Consider the following 24,293-nt stretch of genomic DNA (forward strand, 5'->3'; position numbering starts at 1 on the left):
TCAATCGTCTCCGGTACTGGCCGTTCCGTCCGCCCGGGCTGGCGCGGGACTCGCGTTCAACTCGTCCTCGTCGGCGTAGGGATACCACGTCATCTTCGTGTTGTGCATATAGGGATCCTCGTAGCTCGTTTCCTCGGGCTCGATCAACTCCTCTAGGGTCCCCTCCGTCTCCGACCGCTCGATGAACTCGCGAAAGCTCTCGGTCCCCTCGCGACGGTCAGCGAAGTGACCGATCAGGTTCGCGATCGCCCCGGGAACTTCGTCGGCGGGAACGCGCTGGCCGACCCACTCGGCGAAGCGGGGATCCTCGCCGAGCCCGCCGCCGAGGCCAATGTCGAGCGCCTCGACGGGTTCGCCGTCCTTTCGAGTCTTCATCCCCCGAAGGCTGATGTCGGCGATCTGAGGCTGGGCACAGGAGGCGGTACAGCCCGACAGGTGGATATGGAAGTCCTCGACGCCCGCCGGAAGCTCGACGTTCTCCGTGAGCCAGCGAGCGTACCGGACCTGCCGGTTCTTCGTCTCGACGATCGAGAGCGAGCAGAACTCCGTGCCCGTACAGGCGATCGACCCGCGCATGAACGGGTGCGGATCCGGCGAGTAGTCCTCGAGGAGCGGCTCCGCGAGCAGGTCGTCGAGGTTCGATTCGGGAACGTCGGTCACGAGAACGTTCTGACGCTGTGTGATCCGGATCTCTCCGGAGCCGTACTCGTCGGCGATGTCGGCGAGTTCGAGGACGTCATCGACGCCCTGCCGCCCGACGAGCACGTTCAGGCCGACGTAGTAGTTCCCGTCCGCCTGTTCGTGAACGCCCACGTGATCGCTGTGGCCGCCGTTCGGGAGATCGTCCGCGGACCGACCCGCGTTGTAGGTGTACTCTCCGCGGAGATCCTCACCGGCCGTCTCGAGTTCGAAGTCGACGAACTCCTCCTGGAGGATGTGACGAACCTTCGTGGCCCCCCACTCATCGACGAGGAACTTGCTGCGCGCGGAATAGCGGTCCTCGCGGTCGCCGTATTCACGAAACAGCGCCGAGAGGCCACCCGCGACGTCCTCGGCCCGATCGGGTTCGACGAAGACGTCGATGTCGCGGGCGAGTCGGGGCTCGTTGCGTGCGAGGCCGCCGCCGACGCGGACGTTGAATCCCTTGCGGCCGTCCTTTTCGGCGGGCTCGAACGCGAGGTCGTTGATGTCGCCCTGTCCGCACCCCTCACGGCAGCCCGTGACGCTCACCTTCCACTTGCGCGGGAGGTTGGAGTGATCGTCGTTGCCCTTGAACGTCTCGTGGAGATCCATCGCGACCGGTAGCGCGTCGACGAACTCATATCGGTCCTTGCCGGCGACCGGACAGCCGACGATGTTGCGCCAGGAGTCGCCACACGCCTGCTGGGTCGAGAGGCCGTTGGCCTCCAACTTCTCGAAGATCGCGGGGACGTCCGCTAAGCGGATCCAGTGGAGCTGGATCGACTGGCGGGTGGTCCAATCGCAGTAGGCTGCTCCGAACTCCGGATTCTCGCCGGGTCCGCGGGCGTATTCGTCGGCTATCTCGCCGACGACGCGCACCTGCCCCGGTTTCAACACGCCGTTCGGAGTGCCGATCCGCATCATGAAGTAGCTCTCCTGGCCGTTCCGCTGGTGGTACAGTCCCCACCACTTGAAGCGCTCGAACCACTCGTCGTGTTCGTCCTCGGGAATCGACTCCCAGCCCTGCTCGGCGAACTCGAAGAGGTGCTCGCGTATCTCGTTGCCGTACGTCTCGGATTTCCATCGCTCTACGTCCGTGGGCATCTCTGATTCTCCCTCGGAACGGGACTTCCCTAAAGCGTCCCTCGCCGTCAATCCTCCCCGGAGCTTCCGGATACCGGAGAGTCTTTCCGAACCTCCCGTCGTCCGCCGGGACGTCGGACCGCAGCCGTCGCGAGTGGCTCGTAGCGTCCCTCCCTCACCCGTCCGATCGGGATCGGGCCGGTCGACGTCGAGTGTCCACACTGGATACAGCGCCCGTACGTCTCCGCCGCGATCGTTCCCCCGTCGACCGAGACGTCCGTGATTCCCTCCACGACGAAATCGGCGATCGGACAGCCACAGATACCCTTCACGTACCACAGCTCGCTCGTTCCGGCGCGTCGCTCGTCGTTCAAAGACACCCACGCGCCGTCATCGAGCGTCCGCAACGAGACAGTCATATCCGACGAGAGGGCGTCCGTGGGGGAAACACCGTCGGCGTCCGTAACCATCGTCGTGAACCGTGACGCGGTATCGCGCTGAGATCGATCGATGACGCGCGGATCGGATGGTCAATCAGCGTTCGAGATACCTGCAAGGACCCCCGGTTTCGACAAGCGCCGGTAGTCCTTGTTCGGGAGAGTTCGTTTAATCCGATAGGGCCCATACCAACGTTCGATGACCGCAAGATCCCACAGGGAACACGCCTCCGCCGACGTCGCACCCGAACTGTTCGATCGCCTCCCCGAGGGGGACGAGGCCGAATGACCGAAAACGCCGCGTCGATCAACACGGAGTCGCCCGATGTGGAACCAGTCACTGCCGAGGAGGGCGAGCATCTCCGTGAGGTACCGACCGGTGCGGGATGTACCGAGATCTGGGAGCAACTGAGCGAACAGCGTGAGAACAACGACGATGCCGACACCGATGGCGGCGAGCGTGGAGACGGTGACCGCGGAAACGCGGTAACCGATCTCGACGATTGACATCCTCCTCGACGGGAACGCCGGGCTTTCTCCTTGCTTTTCCGTAACCCGCCCGAGAACGGTCACCGTTCTCGAGGAAACGTTCAGTAATCCGTAACGTTTCAGGATGGCTAGTGATAGAGTAAACAGCAGAACAGGGACAGAAGCCATTTAAACGTCGTTTTTGTCGGATCCACTCCGTGCCTGAGAATATGTGTCAGCGGGAAGGGTTAAGTATCTCTCCATCCAATATCCATAAGTAACAGTTCCCCGATCGCCCCGAGCTGCGGGACACGATTCTGCGTCGTGTTCCGGCGTCTCGGTCGCGTCCGGTTCGGATCACCATCCCATGAAAATCACGACACTCTTCAGCGACGAACGCGCGGTCTCGCCGGTCATCGGCGTCATTTTGATGGTGGCCATCACTGTCATTCTCGCGGCCGTGATCGGTACCTTCGTGCTCGGCCTCGGCAACGATCTCCAGAACACCCAGCCGACGGCGAGTTTCAACTTCCAGTATGAGGACAACGGAGAGGGCACAAACGACAACGTTACGATCACTCATGCTGGTGGCGACACGATCGACGGCTCCTCGGACGTCGTTCGTCTCACCGAAAGCGCCGGAGTCGGATTTACGAGTGGGGAAACGTGGACCGACTCAAGCATCTCTGCGGGGTCGTCACACATCGCCACGCTCGACGGCGACTGGAGCGGCCAGACCGTCCGCGTGAACTGGGAATCCGCGAACGGCGAGTCGTCGGCGACGCTCGCCACCAGTACGGCACCCGACTACTCGGCCTGATCATCCGACTCTGCTGATGGCAGTTCGTTTTCCCGTCCTTCATTCCGTTTCCAGTATTCCGGATAGTTCACTCTCCGAGAGAACCCGATCGGGACGAGCCCGGGAACGTTCGACCTCGATCGAACCGAGAGCGAACAATAAAGACGGATAGCTCATATAACGGAGTATGCTCCTCTTGGAGGTTCCGGGGATCGTAGTCGTCTTCCTCCTCATTCTCGGGACGCTCGTGGCGTTCCTCACCGAGATCGTTCCCAACGACGTCACCGCGATCGCGGTCATGGCGACGCTCGTCATTCTGGAGCCGTGGACCGGCGTCGGCGCCCGCGAGGCGATCTCCGGGTTTGCGAATCCCGCAACCGTCACGATCATCGCCATGTACATGCTGAGCGCGGGCATTCAAGAGACGGGAATCGTCGAGCGGCTCGGCGTCCATCTCGCCGACTTCACCGCGGGCAAACAATATCGAGCGCTCGTCGCCACCGTCTGTACCACGGGCCCGATCGCGGGATTCGTCAACAACACGCCCGTCGTCGCGGTTTTCGTCCCGATGGTCACGAAGCTTGCAGAACAATCGAACCTCAGCCCCTCGAAACTCCTGTTGCCACTCTCGTATGCTGCAATTCTCGGCGGAACGCTCACGCTCATCGGAACGTCGACGAACATCCTCGCGAGCGACTTCGCCCGACTCCTGATCGACGGCCGCGACGGGATCGGTATGTTCGAGTTCACGGGACTGGGTGCGGTACTCCTGTTCGTCGGGATCGGATACCTCCTGACGATCGGATGGCGGCTGACGCCCGCCCGAATTCCCCCGGATGCGGAGGCGGTCTCGGAGTTCGATCTCGAGGATCACCTCACGTTCATGCGGGTTCGTTCGCAGTCGGTCGCGGTCGGAGCGTCGGTCGCCGAACTTGACGCCGACCGTCCTGATGTCCGGATTCTCCAGGTGCGTCGGGAGGGCGAGGCGTATGCCGGGCCCCGTTCGGATCGACTCATCGAGGCGGACGACATCCTCGTCGTTCACGGATCGTTACAGGCAGTAAATCGCTTTCGCGAGACGGCTCACCTCAGCCAACTCGTTCGCGAGCCGGTCACCGATGACACCTTCGAAGCGACGGCAACGAACGGCACGCTTGCGCGGGCGATCGTGCCCGACGGCTCACGATACGTCGGTGAGTCGGTCGCGGAGACGGGTCTCGAGGAATACCACCGGACGACCGTGCTCGCCGTACGTCGCGGCAGCGATCTCATCCGAACCGGGATCGCGGAGACGACGCTTCGATCCGGAGACCTGCTTTTGGTCCGGACGACACCGGCGTCGATCCGGTATTTCACCGATACGGGCGAACTGCTCGTCGCCGACGAGACGGCCTTCGATCGGCTGGCCACCGGTGACATCGACGAGATCGCACCGATATCCACGAAGGCTCCCATCGCCATCGGCATTCTCGCCGTCGTCGTCGCGCTCGCGGCGTTGAACGTGCTCCCTATCGTGATCGCTGCACTCTGCGGCGTGGTCGGCATGGTCGTTACGGGCTGTCTGCGGACGGCTGACGCCTACCGTGCCGTCTCCTGGAACGTAGTCTTCCTGCTTGCGGGCGTCATCCCGCTCGGTATCGCACTTGAGGAGACGGGTGGTGCCGCGGTGGTCTCGTCGTTCCTCGTCGCCATCGCCGACGTCCTGCCGCTTTTCGGCGTGGTGTTGGTTCTGTACCTCGTTTCGGGAGCGCTGGCGAGCGTCATCACTCCGGTCGCCACGCTAGTGTTGATGATCCCTGTCGGAGTCGATGCCGCCGTGCGACTCGGCGCCAACGAGTTCGCGTTCCTGCTGGCGGTGATGTTCGCCTCCGCGACGTCGTTCATGACGCCGGTGGGCTACCAGACGAACCTGATGGTGTACGGTCCCGGCGGCTACGAGTTCAGGGACTTTCTCAGGGTTGGCGGCCCGCTTCAGCTCCTGTTGGCGATCGTCGCGACGATCGGGATCACCGTCGGCTGGGGACTGTCAGGGTAACGCGACGTGCCGGGTATCGATCACGGCTCCTGAGCGTCCGATCTTCGTCTCCGCTTCTGATCCTTCGATTCTCGTCACCGGCACTCGACGAAAGGCCGGGTCAGCGAAGCCGACCGAACAGTTCGTAGTCGCGATCGGGGACGTACCGCTGGAATAACAGACTGTTCGTCAACACGGAGACGCTGGAGAATGCCATCGCGGCAGCGGCGAGCACGGGCTGGAGCAGCCCGAGCGACGCAAGCGGGATCATCAACGTGTTGTAGCCGAGCGCCCACACGAGGTTCTGTTTGATCTTCTGGAGCGTCGCCTCGGAGACGCGGATCGCCTTCAGAACGTCCATCGGATCATCACGCATTAACGTCACGTCCGCCGCCTCGATCGCGACGTCGGTTCCGGAGCCGATCGCGGTCCCGACGTATGCGACCGCGAGTGCCGGGGCGTCATTGACGCCGTCGCCGACCATCATTGCTCGGCGCCCGGTCTCCTGAATGCGTTCGACGGCGTCGGATTTGTCCTCTGGAAGGACCTCCGCGCGGACGTTCTCGGGATCGATACCGACCTGCGTTGCGACCGCACGGGCGGTCCGCTCGTTGTCACCGGTGATCATCATGACCTCGGTACCCCGGTCGCGAAGTGCCCGTACCGCTGACTCGGCGCTTTCTTTGATCGTGTCGGCGTCGGCAACCACGCCGACGAGGTCCCCGTCGGCGGCGACGAGCATCGCGGTCTTGCCCTCCGATTCGAGACGCTCCATCGTCTCCGCTGCGGGTGCCGGATCGACTCCGTGTTCCAGCAGGAGCGTTCGATTGCCGACGAGTACCTCGGCGCCGTCGACGAGCGCGCGGACTCCCTGCCCCGGAACGTTCTCGAACTCGTCAGGTCCGGTCACCTCAAGGTCGCGCTCCTCCGCCTCGTCGACGATCGCTCGGGCGAGCGGATGTTCGCTGTTCCGTTCGGCTCTCGCCGCGAGTTGGAGCACGCCGTTCTCGGAGCGCCGATCGCGTGCAACGCGGCCGTCCTCGACGTCCGTCTCGTCGGAGCGGGACTCCGCCGACGGATCGCTCGCGGTGCTTGCGGCGCCGCCGTCAGGGACCGGCTCCCCGTCCTGATCGATCACGACCACGTCGGTCACCTCCATCTCTCCTTTCGTCAACGTTCCCGTCTTGTCAAAGACGACCGTGTCGATGTCCTTGGCGCGCTCGAGGACGTCCCCGCCTTTGAACAGGACGCCGTTTTGTGCGCCGATGCTCGTTCCGACCATGGTTGCGGCGGGCGTCGCAAGCCCCAGCGCACAGGGACAGGCGATGAGCACCGCGGAGGCGAAGACGATGACCGCGAACTCGAAGACCGAGACGGTTCCACCTGCCGGGGCGGGGCCACCGGCAACCGTTCCCCAAAGCGGAAGCCCCTCGACGAAGCCGGCGAGCAATTCGGGAAACAGGAACCAGACGATGCCCCACAGGAGGGCGTTCGCGATGACTGCGGGTACGAAGTACGCCGAGATGCGGTCAGCGAGGTTCTGGATCTCCGGCTGGCGCGATTGGGCCCGTTTGACTGTCTCGACGATCTGCTGGAGCGCCGTATCGGAACCGACCTTCGTTGCCTCGACGATCAGCACGCCGTTCTCGTTTATCGTCGAACCGACTACCTCGTCCCCAGTCCCCTTCTCGACCGGTACCGATTCCCCGGTGACCATCGACTCGTCGACGGCGGACTGGCCGTCGACGACGACGCCGTCGGTCGGGATCCGTTCGCCCGGCCGAACCTTCATTCGGTCGCCGACCTCGACGTTCTCGAGGGGAACCTCCGTCTCACCCCCGTCCTCGTCGACGAGCGTGGCCGTCTCGGCCTCCATCTCGAGAAGCTTTCGCAGAGCCTCGCCGGCCCGTCCCTTCGACCGAGCCTCGAGGTAGTTCCCGAGCGTGATGAACACGAGGATGAACGCAGCCGTATCGAAGTAGAGCCCGCCCGCGATCAGCCCCACGAGGACCGTGATGGAGTAGAGATACGCCGTCGAGGAGCCAAGCGCGATCAGGACGTCCATGTTGGCCTGACGGTTCTTCACGAGCGCCGTGTAGGAATTCCTGTAGAACTGCCAGCCGAGGATGGCCTGAACGGGCGTCGCGAGGAGGAACTCGATCCATCCGATCTCGACACCGAAGACTACCTCGGGGACGAGCGTCCCCCCGAGGAGGAAGCGATCGGCGAGGAACACGAGAAACGGCAGGGAGAGGGCGGCTCCAAAGAGGGTGAGCCGGAGCTGGCGGCGAATCTCCGCCTCTCGAGCGGCGTCTCGGGCGTCCTCGCCCGATCCCTCCGCGTCGGGGTCCTGCTCACGGACCGGCGAATAACCGGCGTCCTCGATCGCCGCATACAGGTTCTCGATCGAGGTCGCGGCGGGAACGGAGGTCACCTGCGCCTCGTCGGTGGCATAGTTCACCTCCGCGTCGATCACCCCCGGCGTGTCCGCAAGTGTGGATTCGATCGTCTCCGCACAGTTGGCACACGACATGTCGCTGACCGCGATCGTGGCCGTCTCCGTAACCGGATCATAGCCCGCTTCCTCGATCGCCCCGAGGATCACGGCCAGCGACACCTGGTCGGGATCGTAGGTTACCGATCCCTCGTCAGTGGCGAAGTTGACCGTCGCCTCCTCGACACCCTCGAGGTCCTCCAGTGTGTCCCTGATCGTCGCCGAACAGTTGGCACAGGACATCCCCGAGATATCGAGGCGGATCGTTTGTGTAGCCATGGCTTGGATATGAATATGGGCTCCACGTTTAGGACGGTTTCCACTTTGAGAGTCGTGTTATCACGGTTCGAAAGTTTGGATATCCTATTCCATCGCGAAAAGCGCTTTTGATTCCAAACCGTGACTCCACCAATCGATCCGTGAAGCACCGATCGCCTCGTCACCGTCACTCGGTGACCGCCGAGGGTGCGCCCGCGAACTCGACGATCGTCTCCTCATACCGGCAGTCCTCGAGGGCGTGTTTCGCCGCGAACCCGGCCTCGTGTGCGGATCGGCCGTATCCGACGCCGACCTTCAACTCGACGTCGGCGGCCTCGTTGACGTGATCGATCGCCGCACGGTAGTCGGCGGCACCGAGATCCGGACAGGTCGCGATGACGTTGTCCCCGCCGACGAAAAACGACAGCGCGCCGTGTTCCTCGCGCATGTACCGCATCAGCGTGGCATACCCCTGTTCGATCCGGATGAACGAGTCGAACTCGTTGAGTCGATCGGTGTATTTGCCCGTCGCGTTGTTCACGTCGAAGTGAGCGATGGCGACGTCCTCGTCGGCGCCCGGATCGCGATAGGTACCCGCGAGTACCTCCCTCCGGTCGCGGTCCTGTGCGCTGCCAGCGTCTTGGACGCGCTGGGTGGCAGCCTCGAGGGCATCGATCGGCCGCTCCGCGACGTCGACGCCGAGACTGACGGTGACCGGATACCGATTTCGGATCGACGCTTGCAGTCGCTCATGAGCGGTCGCATCGAGGCCGTTCGTCACCGCCACCATGTTGTCGAATCGAGTGAAAAATACATACCCATCACGCGATCCGACGAACTGTGCGAGGTCCGCAAACAGACGCGATTGTAGCGTCTGGAGGTCCATCTCCCGGCGCGGTTCGGGGGTGACCGTCCAGGGCCCGTAGTTGTCGATCTGGACGAGCGTTACCTGGGTAGTCGTCACGATGTTTTCGTGTCGGGCCCACCACCGCTTGAGGGTTCCGCTATCAGATTCGTGCACGCCGTCACGGATCCGTGATGAACTCGAGTCAGATAGGGGCGAGCGGGACGATATCCGGCGTTGACGGCGTCCCGGAACCAATACCAGCCTTGCGCCTCTGGTTTAGATATGGACTACGAAGGGATCGTCTTCGACGTCGACGGAACCGTCGTTCGCGGTGACGAGCCGATCGACGGCGCACCTGAGGGGTACCGGATCGTCGAGGAGGCGGGGATCGATTCGACGTTCGTCTCGAACAACCCCACGAAGCCTCCCGCAGCGTACGTCGACCGTCTTGGCTCGGCCGGGTTCACGGTGGACGTCGATCGGGTGGTCACAGCGGGAACGGTGACGGTCGAGTACCTGAAGCGACATCACGCTGCCGACGACCTGTTCGTGATCGGCGAATCCGGACTGTTCGATCTGCTCGCGGCCGCCGACCTCTCAACGACTGATTCGGTGGACGACGCTGACGTGCTCCTGGCCTCCCTCGACCGGGAGTTCGACTACGAGGATCTCTCGCGAGCGCTGTGGGCGCTCGAGCGTGATATCCCCTTCTTCGGAACCGATCCGGACGTCGTTATCCCCGCACCCGAACGTGATGTTCCGGGATCGGGGGCGGTCATCAACGCGATCGCAGGCGTCGCCGAACGGGAGCCGGACCTCGTGCTCGGCAAACCGTTTGAACCGGCGATCGGAATGGTGACGGAGCGGCTCGGAGCGGATCCCGAGGACTGTCTTATGGTCGGCGATCGACTCGACACGGACATCGCCTTCGGCGAACGGGCGGGGATGACGACCGCCCTCGTGTTGACCGGCGTGACGGACGAGAGGGCCCTCGCCGAGAGCGACCACGATCCGGATCACGTCTTCGATTCGCTGGCGGACATCGATCGCCTGATCGACTGAGACTCACGACTAACTCCCTGGTTCCGTTTTGGGCCCCATGCTCGTGTCTCTCTACCAAAGGTTTATCAGCAATACCTGCCGACTGTTCTGTATGGAGTGGTTCGATTCGCCGTACATCTGGCGTCGGAACCGGATCGACGAACCGAAGGAGTCGAAGGAGTCGATCGAGACGACCGGGGACGACGCTCGGGAAGTCGCCGAGTCGTCAGGAACACGAACGTCGTAGACGGCGGATCGGTCGATCGGGTCGATTCGGACGACGAATCGCGGCCTCTCAGAACGCGTCGCCGTAGGCGGAGATGTCGGCTCGAAGCTCCTCACGGAGCGCGGAATGGACGTGGCAGATATCCTCGCCTCGCTCGACGATCTCCTCCATTTCCTCGTCGTCCAGGTCCGCCTCAACGTGGAGATCGAAGGCGATCGACGCGAGATCGTCGTCGTCATCGAGCTCGGCGGAGGCGTCGATCTGTACTTTACCGAGGTCGTCGACACCGCGCTGTTGGCCGCCGACGCGGAATGCCGGGATATAACAGGAGGCGTAGGTGGCAACGAGCGTCGTGTTCGGGTCCGGGCCGGTCTCGCCGGTCGCATCGACCTGCAAATCGAACTCGCCGACCTGACTCGTACACGCGTAGCCCTCCTCGCTCACAGTCGTGGTTTCGATGTCGGACATGACGTCCGTAACTCCGGCGGAGACGTCCTAAAGGTTACCGTCTCGATCTCGATCGACGTCCCGTCCGACGTCGTGACCGAAACTCAAAGCTCGTAGATCTCCTCGGTTCTCAAAGCTCGTAGGTCTCGTCGCCGTCGAGGACCACGGCCTCGGTCGGGGTACCGGTCGCCTCGACCTCGCGGACGAACTCGTCGGTGTCCATCTCGATGGGCGGGAACGTGTCGTAGTGCATCGGGAAGGCGACGTCCGCCTCGACCCAGTCGGCCGCGATCGCCGCCTGCGCAGCCCCCATCGTGAAGTGGTCGCCGACCGGAACCGCGGCGGCGTCGGGTTCGAGGAACGGACCGATGACCTCACGCATCTCGACCATCAGGCTCGTGTCCCCTGCGTGATAGAACGTCGACGTTTCCCCGGCGGGCTCGTGAGTCGGCTTCCTATCGGAGACCACGAATCCCGTGGGCATCCCGGCGGAGTATTCATAGTCAGTGGCGATCCCGTTCGAGTGGTCCGCCCGAACCATCGTCACCCAGGCGTCGCCGCACTCGACGGTTCCGCCGATGTTCATTCCCATCCCGCCGACTGCGTCGGAATGACCGTGTTCGTCCTGAAGATAGCCCACGAGCTCGGGAGTCGCAACGAGGGTCGCGTCGGGATATGCTCCGGCGTCGCCGATGTGGTCGGCGTGGCCGTGCGTCAAAAGCAGGTAGTCGGGGTCGAGCTCCTCGGAAGTGACGTCCGTCTTCGGATTGTCGAAGAACGGATCGATGAGCAGATCGGTTCCGTCGACGGAGACGTGCCACGTGGAGTGGCCGTGCCAAGTGAGCTCCATGGTCACGTGAAACGTCGAACGGATGCATAATAAATACCGGCGGCGATCGAGGAATCGAAACACAAAACCGGATCGACGCCCTCGGATCGGCTTCCGGATACTACGAAATCGGCCTCCGGATGCTGCACGCTTAAGGGCGACGACCGCTCACTGGAGCGTATGCAGCCACGGGACCTTTCCGATCACTCCCCGTACGTTCCCGGTCGTGGCGACGAGGAGGTCGCCCGCGAACTCGGGATGGATCCCGAGGAGTTGATCACGCTGTCCTCGAACGAAAACCCCCACGGTGCAAGCCCCGACGCCGTCGCCGCCATCCGCGAGCACGCCGAGGCGATACGCGTCTACCCGAAATCCTCACACGCCGATCTCAGGGCCCGGCTCGCCGAACGCTGGGACGTGAGCGACGAAGGGATATGGGTGTCCGCGGGGGCTGACGGGTCGATCGACTACCTCTCGCGAGCGATGCTTGAGCCCGAGGATCGGGTTCTCGTCCCCGATCCCGGATTCGCCTACTACGGGATGTCCGCGCGATATCACCACGGCGAGGTGTCGACGTATACCCTCGATCGAGCCGAATCCTTCGACCAGACCGCCGAGACCGTTCTGGATGCCTACGGCGGCGAGCGCATGGTCTATGTCACCTCCCCGCACAATCCCTCCGGATCGACGATGTCACTCGATCAGGTGCGCCTTCTCGCCGACGCGACGGCCGAGGAGACGCTCGTCGTTGTCGACGAGGCCTACGGCGAGTTCGCCGAGATGCCCTCCGCAGTTTCGCTGCTCGATGAGCGCGATGACGTCGCAGTCCTGCGGACGTTCTCGAAGGCCTACGGGCTCGCTGGCCTTCGCGTGGGATACGCGATCGTCCCGGAGGAATGGGCCGATGCCTACGCTCGGGTCAATACCCCCTTTGCGGCCAGTGAACTCGCCTGTCGAGCCGCGCTGGCGGCACTCGACGACGACGACCACCTCGACAGATCGATCGAGTCGGCGCGATGGGGACGGGCGTACATTCGCGACCACCTCGATGCTTCGACCTTCGAATCCGCCGGAAACTTCGTGCTCGCCGCGGTCGGCGACGCCGAACGGGTGACCGAGGCCGCCCAAGCGGAAGGCGTCATCGTTCGCGATTGCACCTCGTTCGGGCTCCCCGACTGCATCCGAATCACGACCGGAACACGCGAGGAGACGCGGACGGCAATTGAGACGATAAACGGCGTCCTCGAACGGCTGGAACTTGGTGTGTACGCGTGATGCGTCTCGCCGTCACCGGGACGCCCGGCACGGGAAAGACCTCCGCGACGAGGCTTCTGGAGGACGAGGATGACCCGCGAGGTCCGGACCGAACCGTTCCCGTCATCCACCTCAACGAGCTGATCGAGTCCGACGATTCCCTCTGGATCGAACGCGACGAGGACCGAGGCTCGCTGGTCGCCGACATCGATGCGATCGCTGACCGGCTCGGCGAGTGGGAGGGTATTCTCGAGTCGCATCTGGCACATTACTTTGCGGCCGATCGCGTCGTAGTGCTTCGGTGTGCGCCGTCGGTCCTCGAGGACCGGCTTCGGGAGCGAGGCGAGTCCGCAGCAAAGGCGCGTGAGAACGCCGAAAGCGAGGCACTCGACGTGATCCTCTCGGAGGCGGTCGAGCGGTTCGGACTCGAGAACGTCTATGAGATCGACACGACCGACCGCGATCCGGCGGCCGTCGCGACTGAGATCGCCCGGGTCATCGACGGCGATCGTGAACCGAGCGCCGGAACCGTGGATTTCACCGGGTATCTGTAGATGGACGGCCAACGATGACGCTCGACCGATTTCGTTCCGTCGCGGACCGCCTGCTCGCGCCGTGTGTTACCGCCGCGGATCGGCTGGGGTTGACCCCCGATCGAGTCAGCATGCTCGCGTTCCTCGCGGCCATCGCCGCCGGCGTGACGTTTTCGCTTGCGACGCCGCTCGGATATCTCTCGGGAGCACTGCTCGTCTTCGTGAATGGCTGGCTCGACCTCGTCGACGGCGCGCTGGCACGCCTGCAGGGCGTCGATTCCTCCGGCGGGGATCTCCTCGATCACGTCCTCGATCGGTACGCCGACATCGCCATCCTCGCCGGTCTCGCCGCCGGGATCGGCAGATACGGGCTCGGACTCGCCGCCGTCACCGGCGTGTTGATGACCTCCTATCTCGGGACGCAGATCCAGGCAGTCGGCCTCGGTCGCGAGTACGGCGGGCTGCTTGGCCGAGCCGATCGGCTCGCACTCGTCGGGATCGGTGGCGTTCTCGCCGCGATCGTCCCGGACCCGATCGTCTCCGGGGTCGGGATCGTGGGCGTCCTCCTCGCTCTGTTTGCCGTCGTCGGTCACTTCACCGCAGTCCAGCGCTTTTGGGGCGCTTGGTCGGATCTGTAAGCGTGGTTCGTTTATTGCTACTATCTACAGGCGGTGCAAGGCGAGTGCCTCGGGGCTTGACCCCGAGGCGGTTCACTAGTAGTGGGTTACAAATATCACCGTTCCGTAATCGTCATTCAGTATGTTGTCACCAATTCTGATTATCGGGGGGTGGCTTGTCGACGTCCTTCGTGAACTTGCAATGTGGGGTGGCGTTCTGCTGTTGCTTGCCAGCAGTCTTTCATTCTATACGGGGTGGAAACAGCGCCGGAAAGCAGCTCTGGTTACTGAGACGCCCCGAACAGCGGTTGCGGATGTGGAGTCAGCGGGCGTCACCCGAATTCGAGGGACGGTCGTTCCGAAATTCGAGAGGGATACGTTCACGTCTCCTGTAAAGGGTGATCGAGAGTGTGTCCTCGCTGCGTGGGAGATCGAGGAACTGTACGATACATCGAAAACACGAAGTTGGGAGTCCGCAGCATCCGGTGTTCACTCCGTCCCGTTTTATATCCAGGATGAAAGCGGGAAGTTGCTCATAGATATTGACGATCGAGTTGTCGGGAACGAAACGGACGAGGTATTTACACCGGAGCGATTCCTTGAGCCGGACGGCGTCTCCCTGGAGGGACTGTGGTGTGAATTTGACTCGTTCGACGTCCACGTCGAAACCGGTTACGAGGAATCGCCACCACCACGGGTTGCTGACTTCGTGGATTCGACCCAGGGTATCCGTTTGGATCCGATGGCGACGGAGTGGGTCGTCGACGCGAGTAAACGACAGTATTACGAACAGACGCTACAGCAGGGAGACAAGGTTAGTGTTCTCGGATACGCAACTCCGCGACACGATGTCGTGGGGTCAGCGACACATCCGGACCGATTCATCATGACTGGATCTGAAGAATCGACCCTTCATTTGTCCACTCATCCGTTCGACGATGTTTCCCGTGGCGGTGGGGGTCTGCTCTTTGGTCTCCTCACTGGGTTGGCCGGCCTTGGGCTCATCACCGCAGTTGTGCTGATGTGAGCTGTCGTGGTGACGAATTCACCCCGGTAATCGGCCACACAGAGCCGGTATCGAGATCGATCTCGGCGATTATAATCTCCTCCTTGAATTCCTACATGGTAGGAATCATACTCATCTATTATGTGATACTGACCGAATCATTCGGTGAGGAGAATCCAAATGCCAATCGAAGATCTAGCCCGAAGCGACGTCGTAACAGCCGATCCCGAAACGTCAGTTGCCGGCCTCGCAGCGACCATGGACGAAGAGGGCGTTGGAAGCATCGTGATAACGAGCGGGGACGCGCCGGTCGGTATCGTCACGGATCGAGATCTGACCGTTCGCGTCCTTGGGGAAGGAGTTGACCCGGCGGGCCAGACCGCCGAAGACGTAATGACCAGCGATCTCTGTACAGTCGAGTCCAACGCCGGCTTCTATGAGGCCAGCAACCTGATGGCTGAAAACGGAATCCGGCGGCTCCCCGTCTGTGAGGGCGATAGCCTCGTGGGGATCATTACCGCCGATGACCTGAATGAACTGCTTGCCGACGAGCAACAGCAGTTCGCGGAGATCATCCGGGCCCAGCGACCCGAATACTGACGAAGCGCTCCGCGATCCGGCTGCCCTTCGTGGACGCACGTCCCGGAGGTGGCCCGCGGCGCTGATCGTGGTCCGCGATACTGATAGTCGATCTCGTGGCCCGCGGCGACGGATTCGTCCGACGTGAACCCTATCAACGCTGTTTTGCAGAATCGTAGCCCAGTTGCCAACGAACGGAATCCGTCCCGCCGGACCGCCAGGCGGGATCGGTGTCAGATCACCGAGTGAGAAGCCGTCTGAGGACGTAGTGGAGAATCCCTCCGTGTTCGATGTACGTCACGGCAGCCGGCGTCCCGACCTGTGCCGTCACCGGGAACTCGACGATCGACCCGTCCTCACGCTCGGCACTGATTGTTAGTTCGTCCATCACGTCGAGACCGTCGTCGAGACCACGAATCGTGAATACCTCTGTCCCGTCCAACCCGAGCGATTCCCACGAATCATCGTTCTGGAACTGCAAGGGTAACACCCCCATCCCGACGAGGTTATCGCGGTAGATGCGCTCGTAGCTCTCGGCGATCGTTGCACGGACACCCAACAGATCCGTTCCTTTGGCCGCCCAATCCCGGCTGGACCCGGTTCCGAACTCCTCGCCAGCCAGTACAACGAGCGGAACCCCCTCTTCTCGATAGCGCTGACTGGCTTCGAAGACGGTCGTTTGTTCTTCGGTCGGGTGATGGATCGTATACCCGCCCTCGACGTCGTCGAGCATCTCGTTTTCGATGCGGACGTTGGCGAACGTCCCCCGCATCATCACCTCGTGGTTGCCACGGCGTGATCCGTAGGTGTTGAAGTCGTGTGGTTCGACGCCGTGGTCTTGTAACCACTGTCCGGCGGGGAGGTCCGATCCGAACGGTCCGGCTGGACTGATGTGATCCGTGGTAACGGTATCGCCGAGCGTCAACAGACAGCGGGCGTCCTCGATGTCGTCGACACCGGGTTTCTCCAGCGGGAAGTCCTGGAAAAACGGCGGTTCGCGAATGTACGTCGAGTCGTCGTCCCACTCGTAGACGTCACCGGTTGGCGCGTCGAGAGCGGCCCAGCGCTCGTCGCCCTCGTACACGGAGGCATACTTCTCCTCGAACATCTCGGGCGAGACGGTGTCGTGGATAGCGGTCTGCACTTCCTCGGTGTCCGGCCAGATGTCCGCCAGATAGACCGGCTCCCCGTCTTCGTCGGTTCCAAGTGGCTCCTGTTCGAGATCGATATCCATCCGTCCAGCGAGACCGTAGGCGACGACAAGCGGCGGGCTCGCGAGGTAGTTCGCCCGGATCTTCGGGTGGATGCGCGCTTCGAAGTTGCGGTTCCCCGAGAGGACGCTCGTCGTCCAGAGGTCGTGGTCGTCGATAGCCTGCTCGATCGGGTCGGGAAGCGGTCCCGCATTCCCGATACAGGTCGTACAGCCATAGCCCACGACGGCGTACCCGAGTGCTTCGAGATAGTGGAGGAGGTCCGATTCCTCGAGATACTGCGTGACGACTCGGCTGCCGGGTGCGAGACTCGTTTTGACGTAGGCAGGCACGTCCAGCCCCTTCTCGACGGCATTCCGAGCGAGCAAGCCGGCCGCGATCATCACGGACGGATTCGACGTGTTCGTACAGCTCGTGATGGCGCTGACGAGGACGTCTCCGTGTCCGATCTCGACCGGTTCTCCGTCGAGGTCGACCTCAACGCGCTTCGTCAGCGGGCCCAGATCGGGGTCTGCCTCGACCTGGACGCCGCCATCGGTCTCTGCACCGGCCGCACCACCTTCGCCGAGCCACCGCTGGAGGGCATCCTCGTCGACGTCGTCGAGGTGTTCCTCGAACTTACCGTGGAGGAGCCCCCGGAAGCTACGTTTTACGTCCCCCATCGGGATACGGTCCTGGGGGCGCTTGTGACCAGCGAGGCTCGGTTCGACCGTCGAAAGATCGAATTCGACGACTTCGGTGTAGTCCGGCTCCTGTTCTCCGAACAGTCCCTGCGCTTTGAGGTACTCGCGGACGAGCTCGATATGCTCGGGGTCACGACCCGTGAGTTCGAGATAATCGAGCGTCGTCTCGTCGACCGGGAACATGCTGATGGTCGAGCCCTGTTCGGGTGCCATATTGGCGATCGTCGCCCGATCGGGCACGGTGAGATTCTCCACGCCGGGACCGAAGAATTCGACGAACCGGTCGACGACGCCCACCTCCCGGAGCGTCTCGGTGATGTGGAGCACGAGGTCAGTCGCCGTCGCGCCATCCGGAAGGTCGCCCTCAAGTTTGACGCCGACGACTTCCGGGAGCTTCATCGTGATCGGTTGGCCGAGCATCGCCGCTTCCGCTTCGATGCCGCCGACACCCCAGCCAACGACGCCGATACCGCCGATCATCGGCGTATGGCTATCCGTGCCGACGAGCGTGTCAGGCACAAGCCAGTTCTCGCCGTCCCGTTCGCGAGCGTGGACGACACGACCGAGGTGTTCGAGGTTGACCTGATGGACGATCCCCGTTCCCGGCGGGACGACGTTGAAGTTCTCGAAAGCGTTCTGGGCCCACTTGATCGCCCGATACCGCTCCGCATTACGCTCGTACTCCAGGTCCACGTTCTTCTCGTAGGCGTCCTCGGAGTCGAAATAGTCGACCTGGACGCTGTGGTCGATCACGAGATCACAGGGGATCTCCGGCTCGACGAGCGTTGGATCTCGGCCTTTGCGGTCGGCCTCCGATCGAAGCGCAGCCAGATCGACGACCGCGGGCACGCCGGTGAGGTCCTGCAGGACGACCCGAGATGGCGAGAAGGGGACCTCCGCGTCCGGAACGTCCGGTTCCCAGGCGGCTGCATTCGCGACGTCCGATTCGGTAATCGTCGTTCCGTCGGCGTTCCGGAGAACTGATTCCAGAAGGATCCGAATGCTTACCGGAAGCGTATCGAGATCACAGAGCCCCTGCTCTTCGAGCGCTCCGAGATCGGCCATCTTGTAAGTGGTGCCGTCGACTTCGAGTTCGCGAACCGCATCGAACGGAGCTGTTCCGGTCATAATGACTTGTACTTCGGTGGGACAGAGCATTAATCCGTCCCCGAATCCAGCGCAGTGAGAAATCGTCGTGGGGACTCGGCGAGGCGTTTCGAGAACTGAGCGTCGAGCGTCGCGGTTCGACTACCGTGGATACCACGCGAGGGGGTGGTCCGCGACGAGATCGACGGTGACCGACTCGTCGAGATCGAACTCCTCGGCATGGTTGTGCAGGCAGTGGACCGACTCGCCGGAGGCCAACTCGACGCGGTAGACGAACGAGGGGCCGACGTACTGTCTGGAGACGACCGTCCCATCCGCCGTCTCCTCGCTTGAGGGGGACGCCCGGAGGTCGTCGGGTCGGACGAGGACATCGACGGGCGCGCCGTCGTAGACGGTGTCGTACCCCTCCAGCGTGGCGGCGTTGAACCGGCCGATCCCGGTCTCGACGGTGCCCGAACGGAGATGCCCTTTCAGGAACGACGCTCGACCCAAAAAGGACGCGACGAACTTCGATTCCGGCTGTTCGAACACCGACTCCGGCGTTCCGATCTGTTCGAGTTTCCCGTCCGCCATGACGGCGATGCGATCGGAGATCGAGAGCGCCTCCTCCTGGTCGTGAGTGACCGAGACGGCGGTGACGCCCGCTTCCTTGAGGATGCGGCGGACCTCCTCGCGCATCTCCACGCGGAGCCGGACGTCGAGGTTCGAGAAGGGTTCGTCCAAAAGCAGAACGTCCGGCTCGGGCGCGAGCGAACGGGCGAGTGCGACGCGCTGTTTTTGCCCGCCGGAAAGCTGGTCCGGAGTCTTCTCGCCGTGATCGGGCATGTTCACGAGTTCCAACAGCTCGCTTACCCGTTCCTCCGTCTCCGTGGCCGACAGCTCCGTGAGGCCGAAGGCAATGTTCTCACGGACGGACAGATGGGGGAACAACGCGAAATCCTGAAAGACGATGCCGACGTCGCGATTCTCGGGTGTCACACACAGGTCGGGATCGGCGACGCGGGCGTCCCCGATCGTGATCTGACCCTCGCTCGGCGTCTCCAGCCCGGCGATGAGACGGAGCATCGTGGTCTTCCCACAGCCGGAGGGGCCAAGAAGCGTCAACAACTCGCCGTCTCGAACCGCCAGATCGACTCCCGACACGGCGGATTCGGGGCCGAACCGCTTGTGGATACCGTCGAGCGCCAGGACGGTCTTGCTGCCGGCCGCGATCGGGGTCGACTCCGCCGTCGTCTCGGACACGGAATCCGAGATCCCGGCGACGTTCGAACTCGATCCCGCGTCCGGTTTCGGCGGCGACGAGTCGGCAGAATCGGCGTCGACCGCCCCACGAGCCTGTGAACCTTGTTGTGACATGGACGAGTTCCCACCACGCATCTCGAGTGGTCGTTACTCGATGGTATTTTAGGAACACCTAAAAACGTGTCGCTCGCGGTCAACGAATCCGGACGGGCGGACTCTCACACCCGGTCGATCCTCCTTCAGTCAGGCGATCTCTCGTTCGAGCACGTCCCGAACGTCCCGGATCGACTCGGCAGTCGCCGCCACGTGCTCGTCGTCAACGGTCAGATCGAGTCGACCGTCCGTGGTGACCGATCCGAGTCGAAGGACGGGCACGTCGTCGGCAATATCGGCGACCGCCTCGGGATCGGTCGTCTGGACGACGAGTCGCCCGGGCGTCTCCTCGAAGGCGGCTACGTGATCCGGAAGTTCGACGTCGGCGCCAGCCTCGGTAGTCACGAGTTCCGCGATCGTGACCGCGAGCCCTCCGTCACTCACGTCGTGGGCGGCGACCGTCGACTCCGCACGTGCGATCCGAGCGAGGGTGTCGACCAGATCCGCCGGATCCTCCGGCAGCGACGGGAATCGGTCGGTTCCGCCGATCTGCGAGAGATACTGTGATCCACCGAGCGCGCCCCCGCCTTCCCCAACGAGCAGGAGTTCCGACTCGTCAGCTACGTCCGCATCGAGTGCGGCCGGCGGGGCGTCGTAGCCGCGTTTCGTGCCGATAATGGCGAGCGTCGGCGTCGGCGGAATCGGGCCGGCGACGCTGTCGTTGTACAGGGAGACGTTCCCGCCGACGACCGGCGTCTCAAGGGCCGCACACATCTCGGCGAGTCCGTCGACGATGGCCTCGAAGCCGCCGTAGACCTCGGACTTTTCGGGATTCCCGCCGTTGAGACAGTCGACGGCGGCGAGAGGAACGGCACCTTTTGCGGCGAGGTTCGTCGCGTTCTCAAGTGCGACCGCACGGGCGCCGTCGTGGGGATCGGTCTCCGTCCAGTCGGGATTGGCGCCCGATGAGAGCGCGAGTCCAACTCCCGTCTCCGAATCGGCCTCCGCTTTCGTGCTCGTGTCCGTCGCGTCGTCTCGGTTCCCATCGGCTGCCTCCCTGATCGCCATGATCGCCGCGTCGTCGCCGGGAGTGAGTGCCGTTCGGACGCCGACCTCGTGGTCGTACTGACGATAGACCCATCGCTTGCTTGCGGTCGAGGGCGCAGAGATAACGGCCTCGAAGGCCTCCTCGAGTCCGACCTCGGGGCGGTCACGCGAGGGCTCCGTTGGCGAGACGGATTCGAGATCGTTCATCGGCGCGCCGTCGGCGAGGAACTCGGCGTCCACGTCGACGACCGTCTCGCCTTCGAAGGTGCAGGTGTAGGTCCCGTCCGTCACTTCGCCGATGACGGAGCACCCGAGGTGGAAACGATCAGCCAGTTCACGGACGCGCTCGACGTTCTCGGGGGCGACCTCATAGCACATTCGCTCCTGGGACTCCGCGAGGAGAATTTCGAGCGCCGACATGTTCGGCTCGCGCTGGTGGACGCGTTCGAGTTCGATGTGGGCGCCGAGTCCCCCCTTCGCGACCAATTCCGAGGAGGCGCCGCCGAGCCCGGCCGCACCCAGATCGCGAGCGGCGAGGACGAGGTCCTCGTCGACGAGCGCCTCGTTGCACTCGATGAGTAGCTTCTCGGTGTAGGGATCGCCGACCTGCACCGCCGGTCTGTCCTCCGTCTCCGCGTCCTCCGCGAGGTCTTCGGAGGCGAAGGAGGCGCCGCCCAGACCGTCCCGGCCAGTGGCGTTGCCGACGAGCATGAGTTTGTTTCCGGGTTCCGTCGCGGTCGCGGTCACGAGTCGGTCGTCGGTCGTGAGTCCGACGCAGGCGACGTTGACGAGCGGGTTCCCCTCGTAGCCGTCGTGGAAGGCGACGCTCCCGCCGACGGTCGGAACGCCGATGCAGTTGCCGTAGTGGGAAATCCCTTCGACGACGCCTTCGAGGAGGTATTTCGTGTGATCTCGATCGAACGCGCCGAAGTATAGCGAGTCGAGCAGCGCGATCGGGTAGGCGCCCATGCTCATCGTATCGCGGACGATCCCACCGACGCCGGTCGCAGCACCGTCGAAGGGATCGACGTAGGAGGGATGATTGTGGCTCTCGATCCCGAAGGTGACGTAGGTGCCGCCGTAGTCGTCGGCGTCACGGTCGGCGGGGAACGTCTCCGCGGCCTCAGGGGTCGGCAGCGCCAGCACGGCGGCATCGTCGCCCGGACCGACGACGACGGCATCGCCCTCGCTCTCGAAGGCACCGAGCAACGGTCGCGAGGAGCGGTACGCGCAGTGTTCGCTCCAGAGGTTTTCGAACAGCGCGGCCTCGGCTGCGGTGGGATCACGGCCGAGTTCCGCGCGGACGAGTTCGGCGTCCGAATCGGACAGGCTCATTCACCTGTATGGTTACTTTGGGCGTTCTAATGCTTTTTCATGTGCACGTACGTGGATACTGACTAATCGTCGAGGGATCCGTTCAGCACTTTGGCCGCCACGAGGACTGGATCCCAGACCGGGCTGAACGGCGGCGCGTACGCGAGGTCGAGTCGCTCCATTTCCCCAACGGTCATTCCGCCCTCGATCGCCGTCGCAAGGGTGTCGATGCGTATCGCGGCACGGTCGCTCCCGACGATCGTCCCACCGAGAAGTCGGCCGGTCCCGCGATCCGCGACGAGCGTGACGGTCGTTTCGGCGGCACCGGGGTAATAGCCGGAGCGGGAGGAGGCAGTAACGGTCTCGCGAACGGGATCGAAGCCGGCGTCTCGCGCCCGTTCGAGGTCGATGGTCCCCGTTCGAGCACATTCCATCTCGAAGGCCTTCACCGCCGCCGTCCCCACGATGTCCCCGACGGGTGTGGGATCGCCCGCGACGGTTTGTCCGATCGCCCGGCCCGCCCGGTTGGCTGTCAATCCGAGCGGGACCCACGCCGGCTCGCCAGTCACGGCATGTCGCATCTCCGCACAGTCCCCGGCGGCGTAGACGTGCTCGCGGTTCGTACGCCCGAACTCGTCGGTAGCGATCGCACCGGAGTCGCCACACTCGATGTCGGTTTCCTCGACGATCTCCGTGTTCGGTTGGATCCCGATCCCGACGAGCGCGACGTCGACGGACGTCCGACCGTCATCGGCGATGACTCCCTCGACCCGCTCGTCGCCGACGATCTCGTGGACCTCCGTTTCGAGGTGGAGTCGCACCCCGTGTTCGCGTAGCGTCTCGTTCACCCGATCGCCCACCGCCTCACCGAACGGCATCAACACGCCGTCGTACTTATGAAAGAGGTGGACATCGAGATCGTGTGCCTGGAAGGCCTCTACCATCTCGATGCCGACGTATCCCCCGCCGATGACCGCCACCGACTCCGGCGGTTCCCGGTTCGCATAGGTCTCGACGCGATCACGATCGACGTACTCGTCGTCGACCGTCTCGGGATCGATCTCCTCCGGCGGAGTGAGGAAGGCTCGAAGCGCGGCGGCGGCATCCATTCCGTGCATCGTGAATGCGCCCTCCAAATCGGCGCCCTCGATCGGATCGGAGATGGCATGGGCCCCTGTCGCGATGAGGAGATCGCCGTACGGAAGCGTGTACTGATCGGTTTCGGTTCGGACGCGGACCGTCCTCGCGTCCGGATCGACGGCAGTGACTTCGTGTCCTCGCCGGAGGTCGATGTTGCGCTCGGAAATCGCCTCCGGCGACAGCGACAACAGCTTGGTGATCGACCCGATATCGCCTTTCACGTAGTACGGCATTCCACAGTGGGCATACGACACCCACTTGCCGCGTTCGAGAACGATGGTCTCCCGGTCGGGATCCTCCCGTTTCAGTTTGCTAGCAGCGCTCAATCCCGCTGCGTCTCCGCCGATGATCACGAACGGATCGGACATACAGGCCGTTTGAACCACGGCCACCTAACTGTTCGAGGTACTGGGACCCTCCGGGTTCGTCTTCGGTTTGTTCTCGGCCCCGGTTCGTCCTCGATCCGGTTCCGCTCGTCCTCGATCACGCTTCCTTGACGTACCGGTTCCCGTCGGCGATCGTCTTGAAGAGGGCGCCGATCAGGCCGCCGAACAGTAGCGCGCCCGCGATCACGACCACGACGAGTCCGATCGCCATCCCCGTGGCTTGCCGGATCGTTCCGCTGAATCCCACGAGGAACTCCGGCGAGAAGAATATCGCGAGCCCGACGGGCAACAGGAGCCAGCCGAACAGGAAGACGACGATCAGTCGGCGCATGTCCGGGCTCAACGCGTAGGCGAACGCGTCATCGAACTTGACCGCTTGGTCCGCGAGTACGTCTTCGACGTTCGTCATGCTTCGATCGACCACGCCGCGTGCCATAACCGTACCGGCGGTCCGCGC

21 protein-coding genes are annotated in these 24,293 nt (G+C 63.4%); 10 read left to right on the forward strand and 11 right to left on the reverse strand.

Annotated elements, in window-relative coordinates:
• Both ACERIT_RS03070 and ACERIT_RS03075 read right to left on the reverse strand, forming a co-directional pair.
• A complete protein-coding gene (locus tag ACERIT_RS03070; protein ID WP_373673333.1) occupies window positions 1-1,785 on the reverse strand; it encodes a nitrite/sulfite reductase in 1,785 nt (594 codons plus the stop codon).
• A 47-nt stretch (window positions 1,786-1,832) separates the two neighbouring features.
• The gene (locus ACERIT_RS03075) at window positions 1,833-2,183 is read right to left on the reverse strand and encodes a hypothetical protein (RefSeq protein WP_373673334.1); all 351 of its coding nucleotides are present in this window, start codon (window positions 2,181-2,183) and stop codon (window positions 1,833-1,835) included.
• Window positions 2,184-2,486: 303 nt separating this feature from the next.
• On the opposite strand from ACERIT_RS03075, the gene ACERIT_RS03080 reads away from it, so the two are divergent.
• The 3 genes from ACERIT_RS03080 to ACERIT_RS03090 all read left to right on the forward strand — a co-directional run bounded on the left by ACERIT_RS03080 (window position 2,487) and on the right by ACERIT_RS03090 (window position 5,503).
• On the forward strand, window positions 2,487-2,708 hold the full coding sequence (locus ACERIT_RS03080) for a hypothetical protein (RefSeq protein WP_373673335.1): 222 nt from the start codon (window positions 2,487-2,489) through the stop codon (window positions 2,706-2,708).
• Between the two features lie 328 nt (window positions 2,709-3,036).
• Window positions 3,037-3,489 (forward strand): type IV pilin, encoded by a 453-nt coding sequence (locus ACERIT_RS03085; RefSeq protein ID WP_373673336.1) that lies wholly within the window; start codon window positions 3,037-3,039, stop codon window positions 3,487-3,489.
• 166 nt (window positions 3,490-3,655) lie between these two features.
• On the forward strand, window positions 3,656-5,503 hold the full coding sequence (locus tag ACERIT_RS03090; protein ID WP_373673337.1) for an SLC13 family permease: 1,848 nt from the start codon (window positions 3,656-3,658) through the stop codon (window positions 5,501-5,503).
• Window positions 5,504-5,603: 100 nt separating this feature from the next.
• Here ACERIT_RS03090 and ACERIT_RS03095 read toward each other — a convergent pair whose 3' ends face one another.
• Window positions 5,604-8,255, reverse strand: coding sequence for an HAD-IC family P-type ATPase (locus ACERIT_RS03095; protein ID WP_373673338.1), 2,652 nt, complete (start codon window positions 8,253-8,255; stop codon window positions 5,604-5,606).
• Between the two features lie 166 nt (window positions 8,256-8,421).
• Complete coding sequence (locus tag ACERIT_RS03100) at window positions 8,422-9,198, reverse strand: GTP cyclohydrolase III (protein WP_373673339.1); 777 nt, start codon at window positions 9,196-9,198, stop codon at window positions 8,422-8,424.
• 165 nt (window positions 9,199-9,363) lie between these two features.
• Here ACERIT_RS03100 and ACERIT_RS03105 point away from each other — a divergent pair, with 165 nt between their 5' ends.
• Together ACERIT_RS03105 and ACERIT_RS03110 are read left to right on the forward strand one after the other, a co-directional pair.
• On the forward strand, window positions 9,364-10,143 hold the full coding sequence (locus tag ACERIT_RS03105; RefSeq protein WP_373673340.1) for an HAD-IIA family hydrolase: 780 nt from the start codon (window positions 9,364-9,366) through the stop codon (window positions 10,141-10,143).
• A gap of 91 nt (window positions 10,144-10,234) precedes the next feature.
• A complete protein-coding gene (locus tag ACERIT_RS03110; protein WP_373673341.1) occupies window positions 10,235-10,369 on the forward strand; it encodes a hypothetical protein in 135 nt (44 codons plus the stop codon).
• A gap of 48 nt (window positions 10,370-10,417) precedes the next feature.
• Here ACERIT_RS03110 and ACERIT_RS03115 read toward each other — a convergent pair whose 3' ends face one another.
• Complete coding sequence (locus tag ACERIT_RS03115; RefSeq protein ID WP_373673342.1) at window positions 10,418-10,816, reverse strand: OsmC family protein; 399 nt, start codon at window positions 10,814-10,816, stop codon at window positions 10,418-10,420.
• Between the two features lie 109 nt (window positions 10,817-10,925).
• Window positions 10,926-11,645, reverse strand: coding sequence for a metal-dependent hydrolase (locus ACERIT_RS03120; protein WP_373673343.1), 720 nt, complete (start codon window positions 11,643-11,645; stop codon window positions 10,926-10,928).
• A 159-nt stretch (window positions 11,646-11,804) separates the two neighbouring features.
• Here ACERIT_RS03120 and hisC point away from each other — a divergent pair, with 159 nt between their 5' ends.
• From hisC to ACERIT_RS03145, 5 genes are all read left to right on the forward strand, one after another.
• Window positions 11,805-12,899, forward strand: coding sequence for a histidinol-phosphate transaminase (hisC, locus tag ACERIT_RS03125; RefSeq protein WP_373673344.1), 1,095 nt, complete (start codon window positions 11,805-11,807; stop codon window positions 12,897-12,899).
• Window positions 12,899-13,432, forward strand: a complete 534-nt coding sequence (locus ACERIT_RS03130) for an adenylate kinase family protein (RefSeq protein WP_373673345.1) — start codon at window positions 12,899-12,901, stop codon at window positions 13,430-13,432. Before hisC ends, ACERIT_RS03130 begins: the two co-directional genes overlap by 1 nt.
• Window positions 13,433-13,446: 14 nt before the next feature.
• Entirely contained in the window at window positions 13,447-14,049 is a 603-nt protein-coding gene (locus tag ACERIT_RS03135; RefSeq protein WP_373673346.1) for a CDP-alcohol phosphatidyltransferase family protein, read from the forward strand.
• 121 nt (window positions 14,050-14,170) lie between these two features.
• Complete coding sequence (locus ACERIT_RS03140; RefSeq protein ID WP_373673347.1) at window positions 14,171-15,055, forward strand: hypothetical protein; 885 nt, start codon at window positions 14,171-14,173, stop codon at window positions 15,053-15,055.
• Between the two features lie 159 nt (window positions 15,056-15,214).
• On the forward strand, window positions 15,215-15,634 hold the full coding sequence (locus tag ACERIT_RS03145) for a CBS domain-containing protein (protein ID WP_373673348.1): 420 nt from the start codon (window positions 15,215-15,217) through the stop codon (window positions 15,632-15,634).
• 217 nt (window positions 15,635-15,851) lie between these two features.
• On the opposite strand, the gene acnA is transcribed toward ACERIT_RS03145, so the two are convergent.
• From acnA to ACERIT_RS03170, 5 genes are all read right to left on the reverse strand, one after another.
• Entirely contained in the window at window positions 15,852-18,635 is a 2,784-nt protein-coding gene (acnA, locus tag ACERIT_RS03150) for an aconitate hydratase AcnA (protein ID WP_373673349.1), read from the reverse strand.
• A 120-nt stretch (window positions 18,636-18,755) separates the two neighbouring features.
• Window positions 18,756-19,970: an ABC transporter ATP-binding protein gene (locus ACERIT_RS03155; RefSeq protein ID WP_373673350.1), complete on the reverse strand. Its 1,215-nt coding sequence runs from the start codon at window positions 19,968-19,970 to the stop codon at window positions 18,756-18,758.
• A gap of 129 nt (window positions 19,971-20,099) precedes the next feature.
• Window positions 20,100-22,331 (reverse strand): phosphoribosylformylglycinamidine synthase subunit PurL, encoded by a 2,232-nt coding sequence (gene purL / locus ACERIT_RS03160; protein WP_373673351.1) that lies wholly within the window; start codon window positions 22,329-22,331, stop codon window positions 20,100-20,102.
• 62 nt (window positions 22,332-22,393) lie between these two features.
• Window positions 22,394-23,818 carry an FAD-dependent oxidoreductase gene (locus tag ACERIT_RS03165; protein ID WP_373673352.1) on the reverse strand — a complete coding sequence of 475 codons (1,425 nt, stop codon included), beginning with the start codon at window positions 23,816-23,818 and terminating at the stop codon, window positions 22,394-22,396.
• Between the two features lie 115 nt (window positions 23,819-23,933).
• Window positions 23,934-24,293 (reverse strand): hypothetical protein (locus tag ACERIT_RS03170; protein ID WP_373673353.1); only part of this gene is annotated, 360 nt, incomplete at its 5' end.

The organism is Halopenitus sp. H-Gu1, assembly GCF_041821145.1.
In the GTDB taxonomy this organism is placed as follows: Archaea; Halobacteriota; Halobacteria; order Halobacteriales; family Haloferacaceae; genus Halopenitus.